Here is a 25,691-nt window from a genome sequence, read left to right as displayed (position 1 = left end):
GCCATGAAAAAATATATACACACCACAATACTTCTGCTTATTGCAGTCTCATTACATGCACAAGACCCGATCTTTACCCAATACTTCATGGTGCCGCAAACTATAAATCCCGGCTTTACAGGGTTTATGGAAACTACATCTGTTGGAGTGATGCATCGCAGCCAATGGCCAACATCTGACCTGAAAATTACAAGTAACTATGCATTTTTAAATACATGGAGTGAAGAAATGACCAGCGGCTTTGGAATCAGTTTCCTAAGCCAGCGTGAATCATTTACTGATTATAACCTTTCACTGGTTACGGGTTCATATGCCTATCGTGTAGAGATTTCTGATGACTGGTACTTTCACCCCGCCATTGAGGTTGGCTATGGCCGAAAATCATATGGTTTCCAGAACCTTGTGCTTGAAGATCAATTGAATATAGGTACAGGTACAGTAAGCACAGTAAGTATGGATCCCCTTGCCTTAAACAATAAGGCAGGTTATTTTGATATAGGCGCTGGTTTTCTGTTTAATAATGAGGAATGTTGGGTGGGCGGATCACTAAGGCACCTAAACAGGCCGGATATATCTTTTACCCAAGCCGGTAATGTACCTCTGGACATGTTTTTTTCGGTTAATGCTGGCTATGAGTTTAAGTTTTCTAACTTTATGAATACCTTTCTGCCGTTTGACTCTAAGTTATTAATTACAGGCAATTATATGCAGCAGGGGAACTTTAACAGGTTTGACCTTAGTGCCGGAATTATCTTCGAACGGGTATTTGTAGGGGTTACTGCGGCGACAAACCCAGCTCGCAACGCACCAAACGGTCATTTGCTTACTTCGGTCAATCCTTACTTTGGACTGAAATATGAAAGTTTGAAGATAGGCTACTCTTATGATGCTAACACATCTGGCATAGGCCGTACAGGCGGTATCCACGAGTTTTCTATGTTATATCAATTTGATTGGCAGAAGAAATGTGATGGATGCCCTGACTACTATTAATTTGAATTTATATATTTTCAGGTGAACTGTTTCCACTTTTTACTTACAGTTTCACTACAACTGTAATTAAGTGAAAATTCGGCAATACTAAAAATAGAAAAAGCCCTTACATTTCTGTAAAGGCTTCTCTTTCACTGCTCCCCCTCTTGGGCTCGAACCAAGGACCCCTCTGATTAACAGTCAGATGCTCTAACCAGCTGAGCTAAGGAGGAAACTGTATATTGTTATTGTAATTTTTGTCTAATCGGCGTCAGGTGAAAATTACATTGCTTTTTAAAGAACTTTTGCAGCGGGCCGTCGCCTTTATTGCGGTGCAAATATAAAACCATTTTTAAATTCCGCAAACAAATTGTGCAAAAATCTTTAAAAAATTGGTTATTTGCTGAAGGCTTTAAAAATGTCATTGCCGTTGGCAAACAGCACCAGCGCTATAAGTATAAAGAAACCAGCCATTTGGGCATACTCCATAAACTTATCGCCAGGTTTTCGGCCTGTAATCATTTCGTATAGCAAGAACATAACATGCCCACCATCAAGAGCCGGTATAGGTAATAGGTTCATCACACCAAGCATTATTGATAATAGCGCTGTAATGTTCCAGAAGGCTTCCCAGCTCCATGAGTTAGGGAAGATGTCAAAAATGGCATAAAACCCGCCTACGCCTTTGTATGCGCCTGTGCTTGGTGTAAAGATGGCTTTCAGCTGGGTAAAATATTTCGTAAGCTCCTCACCACTTCTTTTTATCCCGGCAGGGAATGCTTCAAAGAAGCCGTATTGCGTTCTTGTTACATCATAATAGCCAAGTCTTTCAAGGTTTGATAGCGGAGTGATAGCGGGGGCTACCCCAATTTTACCCTCTTTATTATATGTAAGTGTCACTGTTTTCTCTTTTTCATCACGAATTATAGTTGCAGGAACTTTTTGATTTTTAAGGTTTTCACCTATTGGCGCTGCTTCATCATAGTATTTAACCGGTTGGCCGTTAATTGAGGTAATGATGTCGCCCTTCTCTAAAATACCATTGTTCGTAGAGTCATCACTAAAACCGCCTACCGCAAATGGTATTCTGTATAAAAACAATGGTACTTTCTTACCATCAAGCATTTTGTCTATAAGGTCAACGGGTAACTTCACATCTTTAACTTCACCACCTCGTTCAATGGTTACATCTTTGGCGAAAAGTGTATTGTATGAAACATCATCGAAATTCGCAACTTCCTTACCGTCAACTTTCAATATCTTATCACCGTTCTTAAAGCCTAATTGCTCACCTACCGGATTGCTCACCCATATACCGTCTTTTACGTCTTTATTCGCAATAAAAGTTTCGCCATACACGTAAGCCATACCTATGTAAATAAGAACGGCCAGAATAAAGTTGACAGTAACACCGCCAAGCATGATTATAAGCCTTTGCCATGCCGGCTTGCTGCGGAATTCCCAAGGTTGTGGTGGCAGTTTCATGGCATCGGTATCCATGCTTTCGTCAATCATACCGGCAATTTTTACGTAGCCTCCCAGCGGAAGCCAACCTATGCCGTAAACAGTCTCGCCGATTTTCTTCTTGAAAAGCGAGAATTTTACATCAAAGAAAAGGTAGAATTTTTCGACTTTCGTCTTGAATATTTTTGCAGGGATAAAGTGACCCAGCTCGTGTAATATTATTAGTAAAGACAGGCTCAGTAAGAACTGTGCGAGTTTAATAGCTATTTCCATTTTTAAACTTTAGTACGTAGTAAACGCACAAAAGTAACGTTTTCTGATAACTTCTCCCGCTTTAAATTTTCTTACACGATTTTTAAATGTTTGTTAATAATTAATGCGCAGGTTTTATGTCTCATCATTGTGCGGTAAATTTAGGGTTGCTAATTTTACCTGTAAGATTATTCTTCTTGTAATCTTTCAATTAACAGGATTCAAACATCACAATATGGAACCACACTTGTTCTCCATCCTCCAGATAAAAAGCCTTATACTTAAAAACCGGATAGTGATTTCGCCAATGTGCCAGTATTCAGCAATAGACGGTTTCGCTAATGACTGGCACCTGGTGCATCTTGGTGCCCGGGCTATAGGCGGTGCAGCCCTTGTAATGCAGGAGGCCACAGCTGTATCGCCGGAAGGGCGCATCACTCCCGCAGACCTTGGCATCTGGAGTGATAAACATATCGAAAAATACAAGCAGATAACTACTTTTATACTGAGCCAGAATGCTTTCCCGGGCATTCAGTTGGCACATGCAGGCCGTAAAGCCAGTATGTGTACGCCGTGGGAGGGGCATAGGAAATTAACTGAAGATGAAGGCGGTTGGCGCACGTTTGACCCAAGCGGACTGCGTTACGGCGAAGAAGAAGCGCTACCCCCGATTGCACTGGATGCTAATGGGCTGAAAAAAGTAGTTGACGATTTCAGGTCGGCAGCAAAACGCGCCCATGAGGCCTGCTACAAAGTTGTTGAGATACATGCGGCGCACGGTTACCTCCTGCACCAGTTTCTTTCGCCGCTTACCAATAAAAGGACAGACGACTATGGCGGAAGTTTTGAAAACCGCATCAGGTTATTGCTTGAAGTAGTTAAAGCTGTACAGCAGGTATGGCCAAACGACCTGCCGCTGTTTGTGCGCATTTCGGGGCTTGACTGGGCCGAGGGCGGATGGACTATTGATGATAGTGTAAAGCTTGCAGCGATACTAAAAGAAAAAGGTGTTGATGTGGTTGATTGCTCATCGGGCGGGCTGGTGCGCCACCAAAAGATTACCGAAGGCCCTAACTACCAGGTGCCGGTAGCTGAAAGGGTGCGCAAAGAGGCGGGCATAATGAGCGCGGCAGTAGGATTGATAACAAACGCCCAACAGGCGGAAGAAATCATTGCGCATGGTAAAGCCGACCTCGTATTCTTTGCCCGCGAAGCATTGCGCGACCCTAATATCGCCCTGACCTTTGCCCGCGAACTCGATTGTGATGTGATGTGGCCGAAGCAGTATGAAAGGGCGAAAAAGTAATCAGTCGCAGTCACAATTTTCAACACTGGCGAACTCGGAGCTGTCACGCAGTCCCGATGGCTATCGGGTCGGAGCGACAAACTATCTACCTATGAGGTTACATTAAAATGAAAAAAATAAAAACAGCATTATTATCCTACGGCATGTCGGGCAAAGTATTCCATGCCCCATTCCTTAATGCGCATCCAGGTTTTGAGCTCATTGGCGCCTGGGAACGCAGCACAAAGAACATACAGCAAAACTATCATTCTACAGAAAGTTTTAATTCGTTTGAAGCACTTTTGCAAAGCGATACCGAACTCATAGTAGTAAACACGCCTGTTGCCACACACTTTGAATATACCAAAGCAGCTTTGAACGCCGGCAAACACGTACTTGTAGAAAAATCTTTTACAACAAATGCTGCTGAAGCACAGGAACTTGATAACCTCGCCAAAAGTAGAGGACTAAAACTTTGTGTGTACCAAAACCGAAGGTGGGACAGTGACTTTCTTACCGTTAAAAAAGTTTTGGATGAAGGCGTGTTGGGTGATATTGTTGAAGCCGAAATACGTTTTGACCGATATAACCCTGTACTAAGCCCCAAAGCGCACAAAGAAGTGGCAGAACCCGGTGCGGGCATACTGTGGGATTTGGGCTCACATGTAATAGACCAGGCGTTGCAGCTCTTCGGTTTTCCTGAAGCAGTATATGGTGACCTGCGTAAAACCCGTAATAACTCACTGATTGATGATGATTTCAGCATCGTGCTGTATTATCCTGACAAGCGGATAAAATTGCATGCGGGTTTTTTCGTGCGCGAAGCCGTACCGTCTTATGCTATTCATGGCAAGAACGGCTCCTTCCTTAAAGAACGCGGTGATGTGCAGGAAGACCAGCTTAAGGTGGGGGTTAAGCCGGAAGACACGGCCTACGGCATTGAGCCGGAAGATAAGCAGGGGCTATTACATACGGGAATCGATGGTGAAGCGATTCGCAAAAAGATAATGACAGAACGAGGGAATTATATGACGTTGTTTAATGCGCTGCATGATGCTCTTGTAAATGATAAACCAGTTCCCGTGCCTGCAAATGAAGGTATTATGACAATGAAGATAATTGATGCGGTGCAATACAGCAGCAGCGAACGTAAAATTATAGATGTAAGATAACATGGAAAAGAGAAAACTTGGCAACACCAGCCTTGAAGTGTACCCAATAACTTTCGGGGGCAATGTATTCGGCTGGACAATAGATGAAAAAACATCACACCAAATCCTTGATGCTTTTACCGGCGCAGGTTTCAACTTTATTGATACTGCAGATGTATATTCACGCTGGGCTGATGGAAACAAAGGCGGCGAGTCGGAAACCATAATCGGAAGCTGGCTGAAAAAGAACAACAACCGGGATAAAGTCATCATCGCTACAAAAGTAGGCAGTGATATGGGCGGAGGTAAAAAAGGACTTTCTAAAAAATACATTTTACAGGCTGCGGAAGACTCCCTCAAACGCCTGCAAACCGATTACATCGACTTGTACCAGACGCATTTTGATGACGAAGACACATCGATAGAAGAAACGTTAGAGGCTTATGCTCAGCTGATTAAAGAAGGTAAAGTGCGTCATATCGGGGCATCAAACCTTACGGCTGAAAGGTTGAAAGAATCGTTGCAAAAGGCTTTTGAAAACGGCCTCCCGGCGTATGAGACGTTTCAGCCGCATTATAATTTGTACGAAAGAGCCAAATTTGAAGATGGCCTTGAGCCGATTTGCCTCGGCAACAACCTCGGTGTACTCAACTATTATTCGCTGGCAAGTGGCTTTCTTACAGGCAAGTACCGCAGCAAAGATGATCTCGACAAAAGTCAGCGAGGTGGCGGTGTAGCCAAATATCTCGATGACCGGGGCTTTAAAATCCTCGCGGCACTGGATGAGGTTTCAAAACAGCTAAACACAACTCCGACGACTGTAGCACTAGCATGGCTCATACACCGCCCATCCGTAACAGCTCCAATCGTCTCTGCCACAAGCCTTAAGCAGCTTGAGAGCATAATTGCGGCACCGGAACTTGAAATCACTGCTCACGAGATTGAACTTTTAACCCAGGAAAGCGCGTGGTAAATTTTTTCCTGAACGATGTGGAAGGTGGGGTACAGGTTTTAAGATTTCTTTAACGATTTAAACTTTTATGAAATTTTGGAAACGATTTTTCTGAAGTAATGGCAGAAGAAAAAAATACAGAAGTAACATCACTCAACTACCGCAAGGCGTTTAAAGATGTAAAGCAGTCGTACCTCAAACGCATCCGTTGGGCGGTGGGGCTGTTTTACTTTTGCATGGGGCTATGTTTCTCAACATGGGTGAGCCGCATTCCAACAATCCGTGAATCCATGGGTATGAGTGAGGCCGACCTGGGTACGCTGCTGTTCTCAATTCCGTTCGGGCAAATGTTCCTCATGCCGTTTTCAGGAAGGATAGTCAACAAATACGGCAGCCATAAAACCGTGGTGCTTGGCCTGTGTTTATATGCAACCGCGCTCATCGGCCTCGGCTTTGCGCAGGAACGCTGGCATTTGATGCTCGGGTTATTCTGCTTCGGCATTTGCAGCAACCTTACCAATATCTCGGTCAACACGCAGGGAATTTACACCGAAGGGCTTTTCCGCAGGGCTATCATGTCGTCTTTTCATGGCGCCTGGAGCACAGCGGGATTTACAGGCGGACTCATAGGGCTGAGCATGCTTGCGCTGAAATTGCCAACCTATCTGCATTTTATTATTGTAGCAGCAACCGTCTTTGCAATCGTTGCCCTCAATTACAAATATCTTGTCAAAGTAAAACAGGTGCCGCTGCCCCCGAGGCGTAAAATTTTCTCAAAGCCCGACCCGATGCTGCTTTGGCTTGGGGTCATGGCGTTTTGCTGCATGGTGAGTGAGGGCATAATGTTCGACTGGAGCGGGGTGTATTTTAAAGATGTGGTGCAGGTTCCGGCATCGCTCACAACCCTCGGCTTTACGGCATTCATGGTTATGATGGCGCTGGGGCGTTTTTCCGGAGATATCGTAATCCGTCGGTTCGGCCGGAAGAAAGTATTACAGGCTGCGGGCTGCCTCGTATCTGTCGGGCTTTTCAGCGCGGTGGCGTTTCCGTATATTATTCCTGCTACAATCTCATTCATGATTGTAGGCCTAGGCGTATCTACCATCGTGCCGAATATTTTCGGTCTGGCAGGCCGAAATCCCAATGTGCCGCCGAGTATTGCATTGCAAACAGTGAGCAGCGTAAGCTTCCTTGGGTTTATGCTGGGGCCGCCCGTGATAGGCTATATAGCCCATGCTTCGAGCCTGCGGATATCGTTCGCGATAATCGCTATCTTTGGGTTTGGGATAGCATATCTGACGACGAGAATTAAAATAGAATAAAAGCCCCTAACCCCCGAAGGGGGAACTTCGCAACATGTATAAACTTGAAACTTTAAACCTGAAACAAAATAAAAATATGATTTACCGTAAAATAGCAAACTCAGACTTAGAACTTTCAGCAATAACTTTTGGTGCCTGGGCCGTGGGCGGATGGATGTGGGGCGGCAATGAACGCAAAGATTCAATTGAGGCTATCCGTGCTTCGTATGATGAAGGCGTGACATCAATAGACACCGCGCCTATTTACGGACAGGGAGAAAGCGAGGAAATTCTTGCGGAAGCGATGCAGGGAATTTCACGCGATAAATACCAAATCCTGACAAAGTTCGGCATCAGGTGGGACACTACCAAAGGCGAGTTTTTCATGAAGACGAAAGACAATCAGGGTAATGATATAGATGCGTATAAATATTCGGGTCGTGACAGTATCATCAAAGAATGTGAAGACAGCCTGCGCCGGTTGAAAACGGACTACATCGACCTGTACCAGATTCATACGCCCGACAACACCACGCCCATACAGGAAAGCATGGAAGCCGTGGAAAGCCTCATCAAAGCAGGTAAAGTACGGTATGCCGGAGTTTCTAACTACAGCGCTGCCCAGTGGGAAGAAGCTGACAAATACACCAACGTAATCTCAAACCAGGTGCCGTACAGCATGGTAAAGCGAGAAATAGAGAAAGATGCCGTGCCGTATGCGTTGGAGCATGGAAAGAGTATCATAGCATACAGTCCGCTGCAGCGTGGATTGCTTACGGGTAAAGTGACACCCGGCTACCAGTTTGAGGAAGGCGATCACCGCAAGGGGCATTTCTTTTTCAGCGAAGAGAACCTGAAGAATGTAAACGGGTTCCTCAGCAAGATAAAGCCAATGGCAGATGATAAAGGCGTAACGCTTTCCCAACTCGTGCTAAAGTGGACGATAGAGCAGCCCGCCATAGATGTAGCCCTCGTCGGCGCCCGCAACGCACAGCAATCGGTACAGAATGCAAAGGCCGTGAATGTAAACTTATCAGCAGAAGAAGTAAAATTTATTACAGAGACGCTGGGTGATCTGGAGTTGATACGGAGTTAGTTCTTCCATTTCGACCGGAGCATAGCGAAGTGGAGAAATCTCGCCTGAGTGAAGCTGTCACCCTGAGCTTGCCGAAGGGCCAGTACAAATGAAATCCCGCAAAGGCGCTAAGAAGCAAAGGATGTTTCCATTTAGCTTCGCTGAACCACTTCGTTAGGTTTCGGACGATAGGAGAAATCCCGAATGTGATTTGAGATTTCTCGACTCTGCAAGCTTCGCTCGAAATTGAAGAACGCGAAGGGCTATCATAAAATCGATGAACTGTACATTTTTGAACGGGTTTTGTCACAACGCTCTGATAAACCCGCCGTATCTTTGCAAAATAAAATTCCCAATATTTCAAAGTCAAGTTTTGCTTCGTTCTTTGAAATACTGGAAATGAAATTTTAAGCTAATCACATTGAACTTAAAGAGCCTAATCAATCTTTGTTTTCTGAAGATATAACTTGATTAACTCTGACAAGCCAGATTTCGTTCCTTCAAAATAATTGCCATTTTTGTAATTCGGAATAAAGTTTTCTTCGATTATTTTCGAGACTTCCAGGTCGGATATCAATTGTTCAATCGCCAGTCCCGTTTCTATACGTATTCTCCTGTGTCCCTTTGAGATTAAAATTAGAATACCATTATTCTTGTTTGGTTTGCCAACAGCCCATTTATTTGCAATATGTAAAGCCAGTTCGTCAAATTTTTCGTGAGGTGTTGCACTGGTTCGTATGGTTATAACGGCTATCTCTACGGATGTTTTTTTCTCAAAATCAGCTACCAAAGTATTCAATACAGCTTCTTCTTCCGGTGTGAATAATTTTTCAAAATCACTTGTCCAGTTAACTGGGTTAGGTAGTGTTTGCCAAAAAGATAAGTCAAGGTCATAGATTGAAATAATTTCCTTCTCTTGCGTGGATGCATTCAAACCGAAAAACAGGAAGAATATAATATATTTCATACCTACTCCTTCACAAACTCCAGCTGTGTTGTCCCTTTATCCGTCACAAGCGTTATAAAATGCATCCCGGCAGATAATCCCGACACGTTCCATTGTGTGCCTTTGGCTTCCATCACTTTTTGCCCCAGGGCATTGTAGAAGGTCGCGTTTTGCGCAGTAACGCCGGTTGGCAGGCTTACGTTAAGTTCGCCTTTGGTTGGGTTGGGGTACAGGCGGATGTCTTTGAGTAGGGCAACTTCAGTAGCGCCAAGTGTGGCTGTACTGCTTTTGCTGATGATGTCTTTCATCGGGTCAAACGTTATGCCTGTTACCGTAAACGGCACAGAAACAACAAACTGCTGCCCGTTAAAGGTATTGTCAAGCCTCACATCAAGAGACTGGTTGCTGCTGCCGGTTAATCGTACCGTTACAGGCATCTCAAAATAAGTAACCGAAGGGTGGCTCTGCGTCTGGTTTATGGTAATGCGGTAGTTTGTGCCATTAAGGTATTGTGCAGCAATGTTGTATGTAGGGTAGCCTTGCTTGTAAACCCAGTCATTAAAAAACTCGCTAAGGCTCTGCCCGCTCACCAGCTCAAGATGCGCCTGCAGGTCAGCCGTTTTAGCATAGCCATAGGCCAGTTCAGGGTCGGCCAGGTAGTTCTTTATCCCCTGGTAAAATAAGGCATCTCCCAGTTTGTAGCGCAGCATATGCACCACCATAGCGCCTTTGTTGTAGCTAAGGCGTGAGCTGAAAATGCGGTTTATATTGGTAGTATCGGCATCAGTGAGGTACACCGTGCCGGTAGGGCTGGATGTTATGTTGTTAATCAGTGAGTTTTTCCACGTCCTGAAAGGTATCATGCCGTCAAAGTCTTCCACAACAAGGCCGCTTAGGTAGGTGGCAAAGCCTTCGTTTAGCCAGATGTCTTTCCATGTGCCGCAGGTAACCTTATCGCCAAACCATTGGTGGGCAAGTTCATGTGCGATAAGTTCACGGTCAAAATATCCCATGAACGATACTGTGGTATGCTCCATGCCTCCTGCAATACCGCACTGCGCATGGCCGTATTTTTCATTCCGGAAAGGGTAAGCCTCAAACAGTTCTTCAAACAGGTTCATAATAGGCAATGTTGAAGCCAGCTGTGCCTGGGCCGTAGTGGCAGTTTCCGGATATATGTAGTTAACAATAGGGAAAGTGTTTGGCGCAGTCCCGGCTGTTTGTGTAAATATGCTGTAATTGCTTACGGCTATTGCCACAAGGTATGCCGGTATAGGGTAATTGTGCTTAAAATGCGTAATCTTGTTGCTGCCGCTGGTAACCACGCTCTTTTGCAGGCCATTGCTTACGCTTACGTACTGTGAAGGTGCGGTAATATACACATCAAGAGTTTCAATTTTGTCATTAAGGTCCTGCTTGCAGGGCCACCAGTCTTTAGCGCCATAGGGCTCGCTAAGTGTCCACAGCATAGGGCTGCCATTGTGTGTGCCTATATTGAAAGCGCCATCGGTAGTAGGCGGTATGCCCGAATATGTAACCGTAACCGAGTCAAGCACATTTTGCGCCTGTACCCCCGGGAGAGTTATCACCAGCTCTTTATTGCTGTTCTGGCTGAAGCTTAGCGGCTGGCCGTTGCGGGTAACAGATGATGCCGTAAGCTGCGTAGCCATATCAAACGTAATGGTATTCATGGGCTGCTTGGCAATGAAGTGGGTGGTAACTTTTCCGCTTACGGAATATACAGTAGGGTTCACAGTCACTTCAAGGCGCTGCTTCACCACATTGTAATTTGATGTGTTGATGTTAGCCTGGAAATTCTGGAGTTTTGATGCCGACTTACGCTCGGCTTCGGCTATAGAAGCAACATCATGGTTTTGTGCCGGCGATGGTAAAACAGATAGTAATGTAACTATCAGGGCAACAATCTTTTTCATAGGTCTCAGCAAAAATTTTTCAAATGTAATCAGAAAAACATTCACCTGTTGCAGTAAATTGTTAAAGCAAATAGGTGAAACTTAAAAACGGCAGGCAGTTAATTGCAACAAATGATTAAATTTGCGCTTCTTATAAAATTTTAACCGATGTTACAGACAGCATTTATCAGGGAAAACAGGGACAAAGTAGTGCAGGCGCTGGCCAAGAGAAATCTTGACGCCGCAGCAATGGTTGATGAGGTGATAGCGCTTGACGAAAAGAGGCGCCACACACAGGTTGAACTTGATACCGTACTTTCCGAGAGCAACAAACTGTCACGCGACATTGGCGAACTTATGAAGGCCGGCGAGAAAGCCAAGGCTGCCATCATTAAAGAAAAAACAGGCCAGTACAAAGAGAAAAGTAAAGAACTGGGTGATACGCTGGCTGCCGTGACTGAAGAGCTTACACAGGCATTGTATAAACTGCCTAATCTTCCGGCGGATATCGTGCCAAACGGTAAATCTGCCGATGATAATGAGGAAGTACATCGCGAAGGCGACATTCCGCAACTATTTGAAGGCGCATTGCCGCATTGGGAACTCGCCAAAAAATATGAACTGATAGATTTTGAGCTGGGCGTGAAGATAACCGGTGCAGGCTTCCCGGTTTATAAAGGAAAGGGAGCAAGGCTGCAACGCGCGCTAATAACTTATTTCTTAGATAAAAATACCGCCGCAGGCTATGAAGAATACCAGGTGCCGCATCTGGTGAATGAAGCCTCAGGTTACGGGACAGGGCAATTACCAGATAAAGAAGGCCAGATGTACCATGTAGGTATAGACGACCTTTACCTTATACCAACTGCCGAGGTGCCGGTGACCAACCTTTTCCGCGATGTGATATTGCAGGAAAATGAGCTGCCGGTGTTGTGTACCGGCTATACGCCATGCTTCCGCAGGGAGGCAGGGTCATACGGTGCACACGTGCGTGGCCTTAACCGCCTGCACCAGTTTGACAAAGTAGAGATAGTTCGTATAGAACATCCTGATAAATCTTATGAAGCGCTTGACGGTATGGTTGAGCATGTGAAAACCCTGCTTCAGGAACTGAAGCTACCGTACAGGATACTGCGCCTTTGCGGTGGCGATATGGGCTTTGCATCAGCCCTTACGTATGATTTTGAGGTGTTCTCAACTGCGCAGGACCCGCTGGCTTGAGATAAGCTCTGTATCAAACTTTGAGACATTCCAGAGTAACAGGCTTAAGCTGCGTTTCAGGGACAAAGACGGGAAGAACCACCTGGCACATACCCTTAACGGAAGCTCACTGGCGTTGCCGCGCGTACTTGCGGGCATCCTTGAAAACTACCAGACACCGGAAGGTATTGTAGTACCCGAAGTTTTAAGGCCGTATACAGGGTTTGATATAATAAATTAGTAAATTTGGGAGGAGCCGAATGGAACGCGGATGACGCGGATTTAGCAGATCAACGCTGATATGCCAATATTTCTGCATTTAATGCGTTTGTAAGTTTAAATAAATCCGCTAAATCAGTTTTGATCCGCGTCATCCGCGTTCCATAAAATTCCTGAAATGAAGAAGACCTTCGCCCTTTTATTTTTCCTACTCACAATAACCGCCTTCTGCCAAAATGAGCAGCTGGCCCATAACTATTTTGAAAAAGGTGAGTTTGAAAAGGCATTGTCCATCTATCAGGACATGGAAAAGAAACAGCCGGGCAACACTTTCTTTATCCAGAAAATTGCAGCATCATATCAGCAACTTCAGCGCTATGCTGATGCCGAAAAATACCTGCTTGAAAAACTGCAGCGTATGCGCCATCAGCCACAGCTGCTGGTAGAATTGGGCTACAATTACCAGTTGCAGAAAAATCAGGCCAAGGCTGATAAGCTATACAAAGAAGCTATAGATGCCGTAAAGGAAAATCCGGGGCATGTGTATATGGTAGCTAACACATTTGAACAAAAGGTGTTAATACAGCAGGCACTCCAGACCTATGAGGCAGCACAGGCATCAAACAAAAGCATGAATTTTGATTATCAGATAGCGCTGTTACAGGGGCAGATTGGCAATACCGACCTGATGATTGAAAAGCTGTTGTCATACTCGTACACCAATCAGCAAAACCTCCCGCTTGTACAGAACCAGCTTACACGGTTTATGAATGAAGAGCAGAGTGAGGGTTTTGTGGCATCGTTACGCAAAGCGCTTTTGCTGAATACCCAAAAGAACCAGGATATTTTCTGGAACCAGTTTATGAGCTGGTTTTTCGTACAGCAAAAAGATTACGGCAAAGCTTTCATACAAGAGAAAGCTATTTTTAAGCGCAATCCCGAATATTTCTCCAATATTGTAAACCTGGCAAGGCTTTCAGTAATGGAGAAAGAAAATGAAACAGCAAAAGAAATTCTGACTTTCATCCTGAACAATACCCAAGATGCCGAATTACAGATAACGGCGCATAACTATCTGCTTGACCTTGACATTGAAGCTGCGCAGGAGAAAGATTACCCTGCCATAAAGCAGCGTATTGATGTGCTGCTTAGCCAATATGGCACTACCCCGACTTCATTGCAATTGCAACTTAACAAAGCTGATTTTGCAGCCTTTTACCTGAAAGATACCAAAACGGCTACTGAAGTTTTAAACCAGGCGCTAAAGCTTCCGCTGAATAAATATGAGGTTGCCGAAGTAAAGATGAAGCTTAGCGATATTTTGCTGCTTGATGAAAAATTTAACCAGGCGATAATATACTATGCCCAAATTGAGGAAGACCTGAAGAACGATGCCGTAGGCCATGAAGCCAGCCTGAAAGTTGCCAAAGCTAGCTATTACAAAGGTGACTTTGAATGGGCGCAGAAGCAGCTGGGAGTTCTTAAATCATCCGTATCACAGCTTATTGCCAATGATGCGCTTGAGATTTTCCTGCTGATAACCGATAATACTGTAGAAGACAGCACTCAGACCGCTCTTAAGAAATTCGCCAAAGCTGATTTCAAGCTGTACCAGAACAAAAGGGCAGAGGCGCTGTCACAGTTTAAAGACATCATTGCCAATGATAAAACGTCAAGCATTCAGGATGTTACATTGCTGCGTATAGGGAAGATTTATGCCAATCAGGGGCAGTATGACCTGGCGCTGCAACATTACCAGCAAATCATCGACAAATATGCCGACGGTATCTACATAGACGAGGCGCTGTTCTTCTCGGCCGAGATCTATAATAAGAAACTCAACGACCCTGAAAAGGCCAAGGCGCTGTATGAGAAAGTGCTTTTCTCTCACCAGGACAGTATTTATTTTGTGGAAGCCCGCAAGCAGTTCAGGCTGCTGAGAGGAGATACCGCGAGTTGATTCCAAATTAACGAATTAACGCATAACCAAATCACCTCCTCAAATTTTACCACCTCTATAACTTGTCCTATAACCAAGGTAGTTTATCTTTGTAGCTAAGACAACTAACCAACTTACCGTATAACCAAATCAACACCAAAATGATAATCTACAACGTAACCATAAATATAGACGAGAGCGTACACGACCAATGGCTTTCATGGATGATGGACGAACATATACCTGCCGTAATGGACACCGGCAAATTCATTAAAGCTAAAATGGTAAAGGTACTTGTGGTGGAAGAAATGGGCGGCAGTACCTATTCAGTGCAATACTTCGCAGAAAACCATGATAAGCTTCAGGCTTATTACAAAGAAGATGCACCACGCCTGCGTGAAGAAGGAGCAAGATTATTCGGCGACAAAATGCTGGCATTCCGCACAGAGCTGGAGTTGCTGAAAGAATTCAAATCAATATAATAGTGGCTTTTGGCCTAAAAGATGGATAAAGTAAAAGCCAAAAAACACCTCGGGCAGCATTTCCTTAAAGATGAAAGTATTGCCAAAGACATTGCCGACACACTTACGCTTGAAGAGTACAACAAAGTCCTCGAGATAGGCCCGGGCATGGGTGTGCTTACCAAATACCTGCTGGAAAAAGATGTTGAGACCTATGTGATTGAGATAGATGCCGAATCGGTTGAGTACCTAAATGCACATTACGCGAAGCTCCACGGCAAAATACTGTCGGAAGACTTTCTTCGGTACGATATATCAAAAACTTTTGGTAACGAGCCTTTTGCAATCATCGGCAATTTCCCATATAACATCTCATCACAAATTGTTTTCCGTACACTGGAACTACGCGAGCAGATACCCGAATTCAGCGGGATGTTCCAGAAAGAAGTAGCCGAGCGCATTTGTGAAAAGAAAGGCAGCAAAACCTATGGGATACTATCCGTTTTAGTTCAGGCTTTTTACGATGCAGAGTATTTGTTTACGGTTTCAGAACATGTCTTTAACCCGCCGCCAAAAGTAAAATCGGGTGTGCTGCGCCTGCGCCGTAAAGAAAATTTCCACTTGCCGTGCAGCGAGCGTCTGTTTTTTAATGTTGTGAAGACTGCCTTTAACCAGCGCCGCAAAACACTTCGTAACAGTTTAAAAACACTCAACCTGCCCGATAATTTGCGGGAAGATAGTATCTTTGACCTCCGTCCGGAACAGCTTTCGACAGAAGACTTTATTGAACTGGTAAAAAAGATAGAGGCGAATGGAGTTTAAGATCAGCAGGGAGTTTATTGCGCAGATTGAGCAATACATAGAAGAGAACCGCGAAGAGCAGCTGCAGGCGCTTTTGGGTGATGTACACTATGCCGACATCGCTGAGATTATGGAGGAGCTGGACAGCAGTGAAGCCAGTTACCTCTTCAACATCCTTGATAGTGAAAAAACTGCTGAAATACTCCTTGAGCTTGATGAAGAGGTACGGGAAAAAATCCTGAAAAACCTTTCTGCCAAAGAAATTGCCGAAGAGCTTGATGAGCTGAGTACTGATGACGCTGCCGACATTATTGCCGAACTACCTGAAGATAAAAAGGAAGAGGTAATATCGGAGCTTCTTGATGCCGAGCACGCCAAAGATATTGTTGACCTGCTTCGCTATGATGAAGACACCGCCGGCGGGCTTATGGGTAAGGAACTTGTAAAAGTGAACGAAAACTGGAGCGTGCTCACTTGTGTAAAGGAGATGCGCGTACAGGCTGAAAATGTAAAGCGGGTACATTCTATATACGTTGTAGATGATGAAGATAAGCTAAAAGGCAGGCTGTCGCTGAAAGACCTGCTTACCACATCTACCCGCATGCCTATAAGCGATATATACATTCCTAAAGTTGATTTTGTAAAAGTAAATACGCCGGATGTTGAGGTGGCGCGCATCATGCAGAAGTATGACCTTGAAGCCATACCTGTTGTAGATGAACTGGGCCGCCTAGTAGGGCGTATTACCATTGATGACATTGTAGACGTTATTAAAGAAGAGGCCGACAAAGACTACCAGCTCGCAGCAGGTATCTCTCAGGACGTTGAGGCGGATGACAGCATACTTGAACTCACCAAAGCACGGCTGCCGTGGCTTGTGCTGGCATTGTTCGGAGGTTTCATCACTGTAAAAGTGATGGGCATTTTTGAAGGCGCCATGAAAGAGCATGGTGAGTTATTCCTGTTCACGCCACTCATTGCTGCGATGGCAGGCAATGTAGGGGGTACAATCGTCTGCAATTATTGTACAGGGTTTGGCGAACAACACACTTAGTGGGTCGCTTTGGAACCGGCTTATAAAGGAAGTAATGCTTACTTTGCTCAACGGGTCTATACTGGCGGGACTGCTTATTGCAGGAAGCCACTTTCTCTTAGGTCAGGGGTATGACCTTGCCCTTACAGTAAGTGTTTCATTAATTACAGTAATTATCATAGCTTCATTATTGGGTACATTTATACCTATACTACTTAATAAATTCGGAATTGACCCCGCCCTTGCCACGGGTCCTTTTATTACCACCAGTAATGATATCTGCGGTATATTGATTTATTTCACTATTGCGAAAATGATATTAGGGTTTTAGGTTAAACTCTGTGAGCCTCTGTGCCTTTCTGTGTAACTCTGTAGAATGATCCACTTTCATTAACTTTGTGCAACAATGTACAGCTAATGAACTCACAACCCGTAAAAATCCTCCATATAGATTCCAACCATTCTACACTCTGGCAACAGCTTGAAGAAGCCGGTTTTCAAAATATTGAGGGTTACAAACTTTCCAAAGAAGAGATAGATGCTATTATCCACGAATACCATGGCATCGTAATCCGCAGCCGGTTTGATATTGATAAGGAATTTCTGGATAGGGCTGCAAACCTGCAGTTCATAGCAAGGGTTGGGGCAGGGCTGGAAAGTATTGATTGTGATTATGCCGAGAGTAAAGGCATACACCTTATCGCCGCACCCGAGGGCAACCGTAATGCTGTTGGCGAACAGGCGCTGGGTATGCTCCTATCACTTTTTAATAACCTTAACCGCGCCGACAGACAGATACGCAGCGGGCAATGGGTACGAGAGGCTAACCGCGGGCACGAACTTGACGGGAAAACCGTTGGCATCATCGGCTATGGCAATATGGGTAAATCTTTCGCAAAGAAATTGAAAGGCTTTGATGTTGAGGTGCTGTGTTACGACATAAAACCGTCTGTAGACGATGAAAATGCAAGGCAGGTATCTTTACAGGAATTGCAGCAGAAAGCTGATGTGGTAAGCCTGCATACGCCCTGGACACCTGAAACAAACCGCATGGTGAATGCTGATTTTATTAATGCATTCGCGAAACCTTTCTGGCTTATCAATACTGCCCGGGGAAAAAGTGTGGTGACAAAAGATTTGGCAGACGCTTTACAATCAGGAAAGGTCTTGGGCGCAGCCCTTGATGTGCTGGAGTATGAAAAATCCTCTTTCGAACATTTGTTTGAAGGAGAAATACCCGAGGAATTCCGGTATTTACTTGAAGCAGATAATGTACTGCTTACACCCCACATAGCCGGCTGGACATTTGAAAGCCACGAACGCCTGGCACAGGTAATTGTTGATAAGATTAAGGCTTTATATAAAGTAGGTTAGGAAAGTTCACCCTTTTCCGCCAATTTCCGTTCCAGTTCTGCCTGAAATTCTTCCATAACAGGCTTTACGGTGCTTTCGGGCAGGTCGGCAATTCGTATGTACATCAGGCCGTCAACTGCATTATTAAACAGCGGGTCAACATTAAAGGCTATAACACGTGCGTTCTGCTTGATGTATTTTTTGATGAGTACAGGCAGGCGTAGGCTTCCCGGCTCTATCTCTTCAATAATTTTGTCGAATTTATTCAGGTCGGCTTCGGCCTCGTTAAATACAAAGTCTTTATCGGCGTCCTTTAGCTTTACTTTGTATTCTTTTTTCGGGTGAACATACTGTGCAACATAAGGGTCATAGTAGTTCGATTTCATGAACTCAATCATCAGCGATTTTGAGAACTGCGAGAACTGGTTACTGATGCTCACGCCCCCGATAAGGAACTTATGCTCCGGGTAACGCAGCGTACAGTGCACAATACCTTTCCAAAGCAGGAACAAAGGCATTGGCTTTTGCTGGTATTCCTTTACGATAAATGCGCGTCCCATTTCAATAGACTTTGACATCATATCGTACAATTCCGGCTCAAAACGGAAAAGGTCATGCAGGTAAAAACCGTCGATGCCGTATTTTTTATAAATCTCCTGTCCGAAGCCCATACGGTAAGCGCCGGCAATTTCTTTGGCGTCATCATCCCAAAGGAACATGTGGTGATAAAACTTATCGTATTGGTCAAGGTCAAGGGACTCATTTGTGCCTTCGCCCACTTCACGGAAGGTTATCTCTCGCAGGCGGCCTATTTCGTGAAGTATGTTCGGGATCTTATCTGCCGAGACTAGGAAAACTTCATAGTTTTTGCTCTGCAACAGGCGAAAATCGCTCTTCCGTAACTGTTGTACTTCGGTAATAACCTTGTCAATGGTTGTAGCTGTGGCAATTTGCTTAGGCCCTCTGTTTATCTTCAGGTTAAGGTTAGCCGTGTCAAGCAGCTTAGTGTCTTTTTCATACGGGTTGGCCAGCATATAGGTCTTTTTCCGCAAAAACTCAGAGTAGGCATCAAGCCCTTCATGTTCATTCTGTTCCGCAACCGAAATTGGTTTGCCAATCCGCACTTTTATCACGCGGTCTTTCTGGGTAAGCAGTTCACTTGGCAGTTTTGCAGTGCGCAGCGTGTCGCTAAGCTGTGACAGGAAATAAAAAAGCTTACTGTTCTTGGCGTGGAAATATATCGGCACAACCGGCACATTAGCTTTCTTAATCAGTTTTATAGCACTCTCTTCCCAAGGCTTATCAACAACAAGTTTCCCGTCTTTGTAGGTAGAAACCTCACCGGCAGGAAAAATCCCCAGGGGCTTGCCATCGCTTAAATGGCGTAGCGCATCTTTTATCCCCGAAACGCTTGATTTGGCATCTTTGTGCGATTCAAACGGATTTACAGGCATTATAAATGGCTTAAGCGGCTCTATACGGTGAAGCAGGAAATTTGCTATTATCTTATAATTCGGTTCGCGCTCAAGCATTAGCTTAAGCAGCAAAATACCGTCAACTCCACCCAACGGGTGATTTGAAACCGTAATGTAGGCGCCGTCTTTCGGCAGGCGCTTCAGGTCTTCTTCGGGTATTTCAAATTTAATCTGGAATTCGTCAAGAATTGCATTCAGGAATTCGGTACCCTGAAGGTTTTTCTGGCGGTCGTAAATTTTGTTTAGCGTTGATATCTTCAGCGCTTTCATTAGCAGCCACCCCGAAAACGTGCCTAAAAAACCGTATTTGTCGGTCTTTATGGCTTTTGCTACTTCTTTGGCGGTGACTAAACTCATCTATATTTACTGGTTCGGGCGAAAAGCAAAGATAACAATTCTCTGCAAAGGTTAAAGTATGCGGGCACTTTTAGTGCATTTATATCGTTTTAGTCTCTATGCTCTTGTTAATAAAGTAGTTAATAGCATTTGTGTTAAAATTTTAACTTTCATTGATTTCGGCTATCTTTGAAAAGATTTACAAACCATGAAAATTATATCGTATAACGTAAACGGGATACGTGCCGCATTCAATAAAGGATTTATAGACTGGCTTAAGGCTGCCAGCCCCGATATTATTTGCTTGCAGGAAACCAAAGCGAATATAGACCAGGTTGCTGTACATGAAATTGAAGCCGCCGGCTACCCTTATCATTATTGGTTTTCAGCCCAGAAAAAAGGCTATAGCGGTGTTGCCATTTTTAGTAAACATAAGCCTAATAATGTAGTTTATGGCACCGGCATAGAATACATGGATTTTGAGGGGCGCAACATCCGGCTGGATTTTGACACCTTTTCGGTGATGAGCCTGTATCTGCCTTCAGGTACCAACCTGGCAAGGCATGAGCATAAGTTTATGTACATGCGGGATTTTCACCAATATGTGGAAAATCTTAAAACCGAAGCGCCAAACCTTATAATATGCGGCGACTTCAATATTTGCCATGAGGCTATTGATATACACGACCCAAAACGCAACGCACGTGTCTCAGGCTTTTTACCGAATGAAAGAATGTGGATTGGGGAGTTCCTCAACAACGGGTTTATAGACAGTTTCCGCCATTTCAACAAAGAGCCGCATAATTACACTTGGTGGAGCAATTTTGCAAATGCGCGCGATAACAACAAAGGCTGGCGGATTGATTATGCCATGGTAAGCGAACCCATGCGCGACCGGCTTATCCGGGCCGCTATACTGCCTGACGCACGGCATAGCGACCATTGCCCTATTTTAGTAGAATTTGAATAATGAACGATAAAGGATTAATAAATGATTAAGAAAATTTCAGCAGGGATACTTACACTGGCCCTGGCCACTTCATGCGTATCTTCAAAGGTGTATAAAGACCTTGAAAACAAGTATGCCGACCTAAAGAAAGAGAACCGTACGCTCGCTGATGAAAACGGTGTGCTTACAAAAGAAAAGAATGCGCTTGACCTGCAATTGAAAGACCTGCAATCGCAGCTTGAAAAGCTAAAAGGTGAGCGCGATAAGCTATCAGCTGACTATGCTGCAACCAAAAAGAATTACGATAACCTGAAATCGTCTTATGATGCGCTGGAAAAAAACAGCAGTGATGCATTGGACAGCAACATGAAAAAGAACCGTGAGCTGCTTGCCCAGCTTGAGGCTAAAGAAAAAGCTTTGGCAGCCGAACAACAAAGGCTTAACCAGCTGAAGGCCGACCTTCAGGACCGTTCGTCACGCGTAGATGAGCTTGAAGGTATGATTGCGGCTAAAGAAGCGGCAATGAAGAAGCTGAAAGATACGCTGTCTAAAGCATTGAACAGCTTTGAAGGTAAAGGCCTTACTGTAACCCAGAAAGACGGCAAAGTATATGTTTCTATGGAAAACAAACTGTTGTTTGGCTCAGGCAGCTGGATAGTAAGCCCTGAAGGCAAAAAGGCTGTTGTTGAGGTGGCAAAAGTACTGGCTGATAACCCTGACATTGCAGTGCTTATTGAAGGCCATACTGATAATGATGCCTATGCCGGCGGCGGACAAATTGCCAATAACTGGGATCTTTCTACCAAGCGTGCTACAGCAATAGTTTCTATTATTCGGGAGAATAAAAAGGTTGATCCTAAAAACCTAACGGCTGCAGGCCGTGGCGAATTTGCCCCGCTTGCGACAAATGATACTGCTGAAGGCAAGGCTAAAAACAGGAGGATTGAAATCATCCTGACGCCAAAGCTTGATGAAATATCAAAAATGCTAAACGAAATCTAAGAGATTTCAACTATATTTTTGCCACGAATTACATAAATCCATACTAATCTAATTAGCGAAATTCATGTAATTCGTGGCAATTTTTTTTCTTACTGTACTGCAAGCTTCTGGACATATACAGCTCCTGTCGTGTCTGTAATGTTCATTACATAAAACCCTGATGGCAGGTTGCCGGTTTGTATTGTGTTTATTTGTGATGGCTGCAGGCTGACATTGCTAACCTGTTTTCCTGTAATGTCGAAAATAGTAGCTTGTGCAGGTGAAGTAGTCCCGTTGCTTTTTATATTTATAATACCTTTTGACGGGTTAGGGTAAACAGCGAAGTTATTACTGCTGAAATTATCTGTGCCTGCAGAAGTATCAGTTATTCTGTAAAGTTTGCCACTGGTTCGTCCCATTACAAACATTTCTCCATTAATGTCCTCTCCAAAAGTTGTAAAATTATTGCCTGAAAACGTACTGCTCCAGGTAATTGTCCCCGTCGATGAAATGATGCCTATTCTATTATTGCAATAGTCAGCAAAAATATATTTACCCTGCAGGTTTGGGTAAGCGGTACCATTGTAAACCATCCCACCTGTTACAGAACAGCCGCCTGTAGATGCCTGAGTGTATTCCGCAAAAGGCATAGTATAATTGGCCGCAGGGCCGCAGCCTGCCGAATTGTAAACTGTGCTGCCTTCATAACACCTCCAGCCGAAGTTTTTACCCGCAGGTGTAAGCACGGCAACCTTATTTATTTCTTCCACTGCGTTCTGGCCTACATCAGCTATCCATAAATCGCCTGTAACGCGGTCAAAAGAGAATTTCCATGGGTTGCGAAGCCCTGTGGCCCAAATTTCGTCTGCGCCCGCCACAGCGCCCGGGAATGCGTTATCTGAAGGGTTGCTGTAGGGTGCGCCGTTATCGACATCTATACGCAGCATTTTACCTAATAATGAGTTTATGTTCTGGGCATAATTTGATGTATCGCCTGCACCGCCCCCGTCACCCATGCCAATGTACAAATAACCATCAGGGCCAAAACGTATGCAGCCCCCGTTGTGGTTTGATGATGGTTGTGTAACAGTGAGTATTATTTGCGCGCTTGAAGCATCTGCTAGATCCGGATTGGTAGTGCTGCGGCTGTAACGTGCCACTACAGTGTTACCGGCTGTATTAGTATAATTTACATAAAAGTAGCCGTTGGTTTCATAGTTTGGGTGAAAGGCAAGCCCTAAAAGGCCACGCTCGCTTCCGGTGCTTATTAATGATGAAAGGTTTAGGAAGTTTGCACTGTTTACCGTGCCATTGCCATTTACAATTCGTATAGCGCCGCCCTGTTGTACCACAAACAAACGAGAGTCACCGGCATGGGCAAGGTCTACCGGCTGGGTAAAAACGGTTGTTGTGAACTGCTGCAGGGCTATGGTCTGCGCATATCCGCAGAAGCCTAAGATGCCCAATAATAAAAGTAGATTTTTTTCATAGCGTACAGATTTTAGTAGTTACTGTAAAGCTAAGAATTTTTTTACTTAATAAAAGTATAAATGTTTGGAAGATAGGGGATTGATTTAATCAGCAACACAGATTGAACTGATTTTGCAAGATGCTCACAGATTAAAAAGACATGTATAGTCAACTGGTAATTAATTTAAAGCATCAAATTTTGGTACATTAATCCAAGCAAACAAAAACCCCTTTCCGTTTCCGAAAAGGGGTTTCCTATTTGTGTTTGATGTAATCTAGTCTACCAGTATAATAATTCGGTTGTCTTTCATTTCGAGCGTGCCCGATTTGATTGGCAAAAGGAATTTCTGATCTTTCTCTGATTTGTTGAATTTAGGCGAGGTGAACTCTCCGTTGGTCTTAAAATCAGGAACACCAATTTTTACAGTGCCCGCCGCCAGTACCGAAACAATATTGGCGTGGTTGTTCAACATCTGGAATTCACCATCTACGCCGGGAACGGTTACCGATGTAACGCCGCCCCTGAATAAATGTCCTTCCGGTGATACTATTTCTAATAACATAGTTTTCTTGTTATATGTTGCGCGTTGCGTGTTGCGTGTTGGGCGAACCCGAAACCACAAACCCGAAACCCGAAACCGTTTTACGCTTCCGCTAACATTTTCTGGCCTGCTTCAATCACATCCTCAATGGTACCTTTAAGGTTAAAGGCCGCTTCAGGAAGGTGGTCAAGCTCACCGTCAATGATCATGTTGAATCCTTTGATGGTATCTTTAATATCTACAAGTACACCAGGTATACCTGTAAACTGCTCAGCTACGTGGAATGGCTGCGAAAGGAAACGCTGCACACGACGGGCGCGGCTTACCGCAAGCTTATCTTCCTCGCTAAGCTCTTCCATACCAAGGATAGCGATGATGTCTTGTAGCTGCTTGTATTTCTGTAGTATCTCTTTTACCCTTTGTGCACAGTTGTAGTGCTCATCACCAAGGATGTAAGGAGAAAGGATACGTGAAGTTGAATCTAGTGGGTCAACCGCAGGGTAAATACCAAGCTCGGCAATCTTACGGCTCAATACTGTAGTAGCATCAAGGTGGGCAAAAGTTGTAGCCGGCGCCGGGTCGGTCAAGTCATCCGCAGGTACGTAAACCGCCTGTACCGATGTAATTGAACCTTTTTTAGTTGATGTAATACGCTCCTGCATAGCACCCATCTCAGTTGCAAGCGTAGGCTGGTAACCTACCGCAGATGGCATACGGCCAAGTAGCGCCGATACCTCTGAACCTGCCTGCGTAAAACGGAAGATATTGTCTACGAAGAAAAGTACGTCTTTACCCTGGCCATCACCTGCACCGTCACGGAAGTATTCCGCAATTGTAAGTCCTGAAAGCGCCACACGTGCACGTGCTCCAGGCGGCTCATTCATCTGTCCGAAAACGAAGGTAGCCTTAGACTGCCTCATTCCTGCTTTATCTACTTTGGTAAGGTCCCATCCTCCATTTTCCATAGAGTGCATGAAATCATCACCATATTTTATAATTCCTGATTCAAGCATCTCACGAAGAAGGTCATTACCTTCACGTGTACGCTCACCTACACCGGCAAATACCGAAAGACCACCGTGGCCTTTTGCGATGTTGTTGATAAGCTCCTGGATAAGTACTGTTTTACCAACACCCGCACCACCAAACAAACCAATTTTACCACCTTTTGCATAAGGCTCAATAAGGTCGATAACTTTAATACCTGTAAATAATACTTCAGACGATGTAGAAAGGTCTTCGAATTTTGGCGCAGGGCGGTGGATTGGTAGTCCGTTCTCGCCTTCTTTAGGAAGGTCGCCAAGGCCGTCAATAGCTTCGCCGATTACGTTGAAAAGGCGTCCGAAAACGTCTCCGCCGATAGGCATCTGGATAGGAGCGCCGGTACCGATAACTTCCTGGCCGCGGCTAAGGCCGTCAGTCGAGTCCATCGAAATGGTACGCACGGTATCTTCACCTACGTGAGACTGTACTTCAAGAACAAGCTTAGTGCCGTCTTTCTTAGTGATTTCTAATGAATCATAAATCTTTGGAAGCTCAGCGTTCTGCGTGTTGAAAACCACGTCTACAACCGGCCCGATAATCTGTGCAACTTTTCCTATTACTTTAGACATTGCTTATG

The 25,691-nt window shown here is 44.6% G+C and carries 19 protein-coding genes, 1 tRNA gene and 2 pseudogenes; 14 read left to right on the top strand and 8 right to left on the bottom strand.

From position 1 onward, the window contains the following. Positions 1-3 precede the first annotated feature (3 nt). Complete coding sequence (locus LRS05_RS02135; protein WP_257866806.1) at positions 4-993, top strand: PorP/SprF family type IX secretion system membrane protein; 990 nt, start codon at positions 4-6, stop codon at positions 991-993. A gap of 137 nt (positions 994-1,130) precedes the next feature. Here LRS05_RS02135 and LRS05_RS02130 read toward each other — a convergent pair. Further along, positions 1,131-1,205: transfer RNA gene (locus tag LRS05_RS02130), tRNA-Asn, on the bottom strand. A 163-nt stretch (positions 1,206-1,368) separates the two neighbouring features. Beyond that, positions 1,369-2,709, bottom strand: a complete 1,341-nt coding sequence (gene rseP, locus LRS05_RS02125) for an RIP metalloprotease RseP (RefSeq protein WP_257866805.1) — start codon at positions 2,707-2,709, stop codon at positions 1,369-1,371. Between the two features lie 214 nt (positions 2,710-2,923). Here rseP and LRS05_RS02120 point away from each other — a divergent pair, with 214 nt between their 5' ends. The 5 genes from LRS05_RS02120 (at position 2,924) to LRS05_RS02100 (ending at position 8,473) form a co-directional block, all read left to right on the top strand. Beyond that, entirely contained in the window at positions 2,924-3,994 is a 1,071-nt protein-coding gene (locus LRS05_RS02120; RefSeq protein WP_257866804.1) for an NADH:flavin oxidoreductase/NADH oxidase, read from the top strand. A 107-nt stretch (positions 3,995-4,101) separates the two neighbouring features. Then, complete coding sequence (locus LRS05_RS02115) at positions 4,102-5,145, top strand: Gfo/Idh/MocA family oxidoreductase (RefSeq protein WP_257866803.1); 1,044 nt, start codon at positions 4,102-4,104, stop codon at positions 5,143-5,145. 1 nt (position 5,146) lies between these two features. Further along, entirely contained in the window at positions 5,147-6,097 is a 951-nt protein-coding gene (locus LRS05_RS02110) for an aldo/keto reductase (protein ID WP_257866802.1), read from the top strand. 98 nt (positions 6,098-6,195) lie between these two features. After that, positions 6,196-7,398: an MFS transporter gene (locus tag LRS05_RS02105; protein WP_257866801.1), complete on the top strand. Its 1,203-nt coding sequence runs from the start codon at positions 6,196-6,198 to the stop codon at positions 7,396-7,398. A 76-nt stretch (positions 7,399-7,474) separates the two neighbouring features. Beyond that, positions 7,475-8,473 (top strand): aldo/keto reductase, encoded by a 999-nt coding sequence (locus tag LRS05_RS02100; RefSeq protein ID WP_257866800.1) that lies wholly within the window; start codon positions 7,475-7,477, stop codon positions 8,471-8,473. A 415-nt stretch (positions 8,474-8,888) separates the two neighbouring features. Here the strand turns inward: LRS05_RS02100 and LRS05_RS02095 are convergent, their stop codons facing one another. Both LRS05_RS02095 and LRS05_RS02090 read right to left on the bottom strand, forming a co-directional pair. Further along, complete coding sequence (locus tag LRS05_RS02095) at positions 8,889-9,419, bottom strand: YgcG family protein (RefSeq protein WP_257866799.1); 531 nt, start codon at positions 9,417-9,419, stop codon at positions 8,889-8,891. A gap of 2 nt (positions 9,420-9,421) precedes the next feature. Next, positions 9,422-11,332: a M1 family aminopeptidase gene (locus tag LRS05_RS02090; protein ID WP_257866798.1), complete on the bottom strand. Its 1,911-nt coding sequence runs from the start codon at positions 11,330-11,332 to the stop codon at positions 9,422-9,424. Positions 11,333-11,479: 147 nt separating this feature from the next. On the opposite strand from LRS05_RS02090, the pseudogene serS reads away from it, so the two are divergent. From serS to LRS05_RS02060, 6 genes and pseudogenes are all read left to right on the top strand, one after another. Beyond that, positions 11,480-12,752, top strand: a pseudogene (gene serS, locus LRS05_RS02085) (serine--tRNA ligase). 156 nt (positions 12,753-12,908) lie between these two features. Next, the gene (locus LRS05_RS02080) at positions 12,909-14,690 is read left to right on the top strand and encodes a tetratricopeptide repeat protein (RefSeq protein ID WP_257866797.1); all 1,782 of its coding nucleotides are present in this window, start codon (positions 12,909-12,911) and stop codon (positions 14,688-14,690) included. A 140-nt stretch (positions 14,691-14,830) separates the two neighbouring features. Continuing rightward, complete coding sequence (locus LRS05_RS02075; protein ID WP_257866796.1) at positions 14,831-15,151, top strand: DUF4286 family protein; 321 nt, start codon at positions 14,831-14,833, stop codon at positions 15,149-15,151. Positions 15,152-15,172: 21 nt separating this feature from the next. Then, the gene (rsmA, locus tag LRS05_RS02070; protein ID WP_257866795.1) at positions 15,173-15,952 is read left to right on the top strand and encodes a 16S rRNA (adenine(1518)-N(6)/adenine(1519)-N(6))-dimethyltransferase RsmA; all 780 of its coding nucleotides are present in this window, start codon (positions 15,173-15,175) and stop codon (positions 15,950-15,952) included. Next, positions 15,942-17,295 (top strand): annotated as a pseudogene (gene mgtE, locus LRS05_RS02065) (magnesium transporter). The gene rsmA and the pseudogene mgtE overlap by 11 nt, the downstream one beginning before the upstream one ends. An 86-nt stretch (positions 17,296-17,381) precedes the next feature. After that, entirely contained in the window at positions 17,382-18,338 is a 957-nt protein-coding gene (locus LRS05_RS02060; protein ID WP_257866794.1) for a 2-hydroxyacid dehydrogenase, read from the top strand. On the opposite strand, the gene LRS05_RS02055 is transcribed toward LRS05_RS02060, so the two are convergent. Beyond that, entirely contained in the window at positions 18,335-20,149 is a 1,815-nt protein-coding gene (locus LRS05_RS02055; RefSeq protein WP_257866793.1) for a lysophospholipid acyltransferase family protein, read from the bottom strand. The two genes, LRS05_RS02060 and LRS05_RS02055, sit on opposite strands and share 4 nt — an antisense overlap. A gap of 187 nt (positions 20,150-20,336) precedes the next feature. Here LRS05_RS02055 and LRS05_RS02050 point away from each other — a divergent pair, with 187 nt between their 5' ends. Further along, the gene (locus LRS05_RS02050) at positions 20,337-21,098 is read left to right on the top strand and encodes an exodeoxyribonuclease III (protein ID WP_257866792.1); all 762 of its coding nucleotides are present in this window, start codon (positions 20,337-20,339) and stop codon (positions 21,096-21,098) included. A gap of 21 nt (positions 21,099-21,119) precedes the next feature. Further along, the gene (locus LRS05_RS02045; RefSeq protein WP_257866791.1) at positions 21,120-22,079 is read left to right on the top strand and encodes an OmpA family protein; all 960 of its coding nucleotides are present in this window, start codon (positions 21,120-21,122) and stop codon (positions 22,077-22,079) included. 89 nt (positions 22,080-22,168) lie between these two features. Here LRS05_RS02045 and LRS05_RS02040 read toward each other — a convergent pair whose 3' ends face one another. The 3 genes from LRS05_RS02040 to atpD form a co-directional block, all read right to left on the bottom strand. Continuing rightward, on the bottom strand, positions 22,169-23,524 hold the full coding sequence (locus LRS05_RS02040; RefSeq protein ID WP_257866790.1) for a sorbosone dehydrogenase family protein: 1,356 nt from the start codon (positions 23,522-23,524) through the stop codon (positions 22,169-22,171). Positions 23,525-23,803: 279 nt separating this feature from the next. Further along, positions 23,804-24,091 carry a F0F1 ATP synthase subunit epsilon gene (locus tag LRS05_RS02035; RefSeq protein ID WP_257866789.1) on the bottom strand — a complete coding sequence of 96 codons (288 nt, stop codon included), beginning with the start codon at positions 24,089-24,091 and terminating at the stop codon, positions 23,804-23,806. A gap of 80 nt (positions 24,092-24,171) precedes the next feature. Further along, positions 24,172-25,683, bottom strand: a complete 1,512-nt coding sequence (gene atpD / locus LRS05_RS02030; protein ID WP_257866788.1) for a F0F1 ATP synthase subunit beta — start codon at positions 25,681-25,683, stop codon at positions 24,172-24,174. Between the last annotated feature and the right edge of the window lie 8 nt (positions 25,684-25,691).

The sequence above is a fragment of the Flavobacterium sp. J372 genome (assembly GCF_024699965.1).
Classification (GTDB): Bacteria; Bacteroidota; Bacteroidia; order Flavobacteriales; family Flavobacteriaceae; genus Flavobacterium.
Note: the sequence above shows the minus strand (reverse complement) of the source record. Positions and strands in the feature narration are given on the sequence as shown.

What these genes read in the sequence shown, in the direction of transcription:
- LRS05_RS02075 (WP_257866796.1), top strand. Translation starts at nt 14,831, where the DNA reads ATGATAATCTACAACGTAACCATAAATATAGACGAGAGCGTACACGAC.
- LRS05_RS02105 (WP_257866801.1), top strand. Translation starts at nt 6,196, where the DNA reads ATGGCAGAAGAAAAAAATACAGAAGTAACATCACTCAACTACCGCAAG.
- LRS05_RS02100 (WP_257866800.1), top strand. Translation starts at nt 7,475, where the DNA reads ATGATTTACCGTAAAATAGCAAACTCAGACTTAGAACTTTCAGCAATA.
- LRS05_RS02095 (WP_257866799.1), bottom strand. Translation starts at nt 9,419, where the DNA reads ATGAAATATATTATATTCTTCCTGTTTTTCGGTTTGAATGCATCCACG.
- LRS05_RS02035 (WP_257866789.1), bottom strand. Translation starts at nt 24,091, where the DNA reads ATGTTATTAGAAATAGTATCACCGGAAGGACATTTATTCAGGGGCGGC.
- LRS05_RS02060 (WP_257866794.1), top strand. Translation starts at nt 17,382, where the DNA reads ATGAACTCACAACCCGTAAAAATCCTCCATATAGATTCCAACCATTCT.
- LRS05_RS02110 (WP_257866802.1), top strand. Translation starts at nt 5,147, where the DNA reads ATGGAAAAGAGAAAACTTGGCAACACCAGCCTTGAAGTGTACCCAATA.
- LRS05_RS02055 (WP_257866793.1), bottom strand. Translation starts at nt 20,149, where the DNA reads ATGAGTTTAGTCACCGCCAAAGAAGTAGCAAAAGCCATAAAGACCGAC.
- LRS05_RS02090 (WP_257866798.1), bottom strand. Translation starts at nt 11,332, where the DNA reads ATGAAAAAGATTGTTGCCCTGATAGTTACATTACTATCTGTTTTACCA.
- rseP (WP_257866805.1), bottom strand. Translation starts at nt 2,709, where the DNA reads ATGGAAATAGCTATTAAACTCGCACAGTTCTTACTGAGCCTGTCTTTA.
- LRS05_RS02120 (WP_257866804.1), top strand. Translation starts at nt 2,924, where the DNA reads ATGGAACCACACTTGTTCTCCATCCTCCAGATAAAAAGCCTTATACTT.
- LRS05_RS02050 (WP_257866792.1), top strand. Translation starts at nt 20,337, where the DNA reads ATGAAAATTATATCGTATAACGTAAACGGGATACGTGCCGCATTCAAT.
- LRS05_RS02080 (WP_257866797.1), top strand. Translation starts at nt 12,909, where the DNA reads ATGAAGAAGACCTTCGCCCTTTTATTTTTCCTACTCACAATAACCGCC.
- LRS05_RS02045 (WP_257866791.1), top strand. Translation starts at nt 21,120, where the DNA reads ATGATTAAGAAAATTTCAGCAGGGATACTTACACTGGCCCTGGCCACT.
- atpD (WP_257866788.1), bottom strand. Translation starts at nt 25,683, where the DNA reads ATGTCTAAAGTAATAGGAAAAGTTGCACAGATTATCGGGCCGGTTGTA.
- rsmA (WP_257866795.1), top strand. Translation starts at nt 15,173, where the DNA reads ATGGATAAAGTAAAAGCCAAAAAACACCTCGGGCAGCATTTCCTTAAA.
- LRS05_RS02115 (WP_257866803.1), top strand. Translation starts at nt 4,102, where the DNA reads ATGAAAAAAATAAAAACAGCATTATTATCCTACGGCATGTCGGGCAAA.
- LRS05_RS02135 (WP_257866806.1), top strand. Translation starts at nt 4, where the DNA reads ATGAAAAAATATATACACACCACAATACTTCTGCTTATTGCAGTCTCA.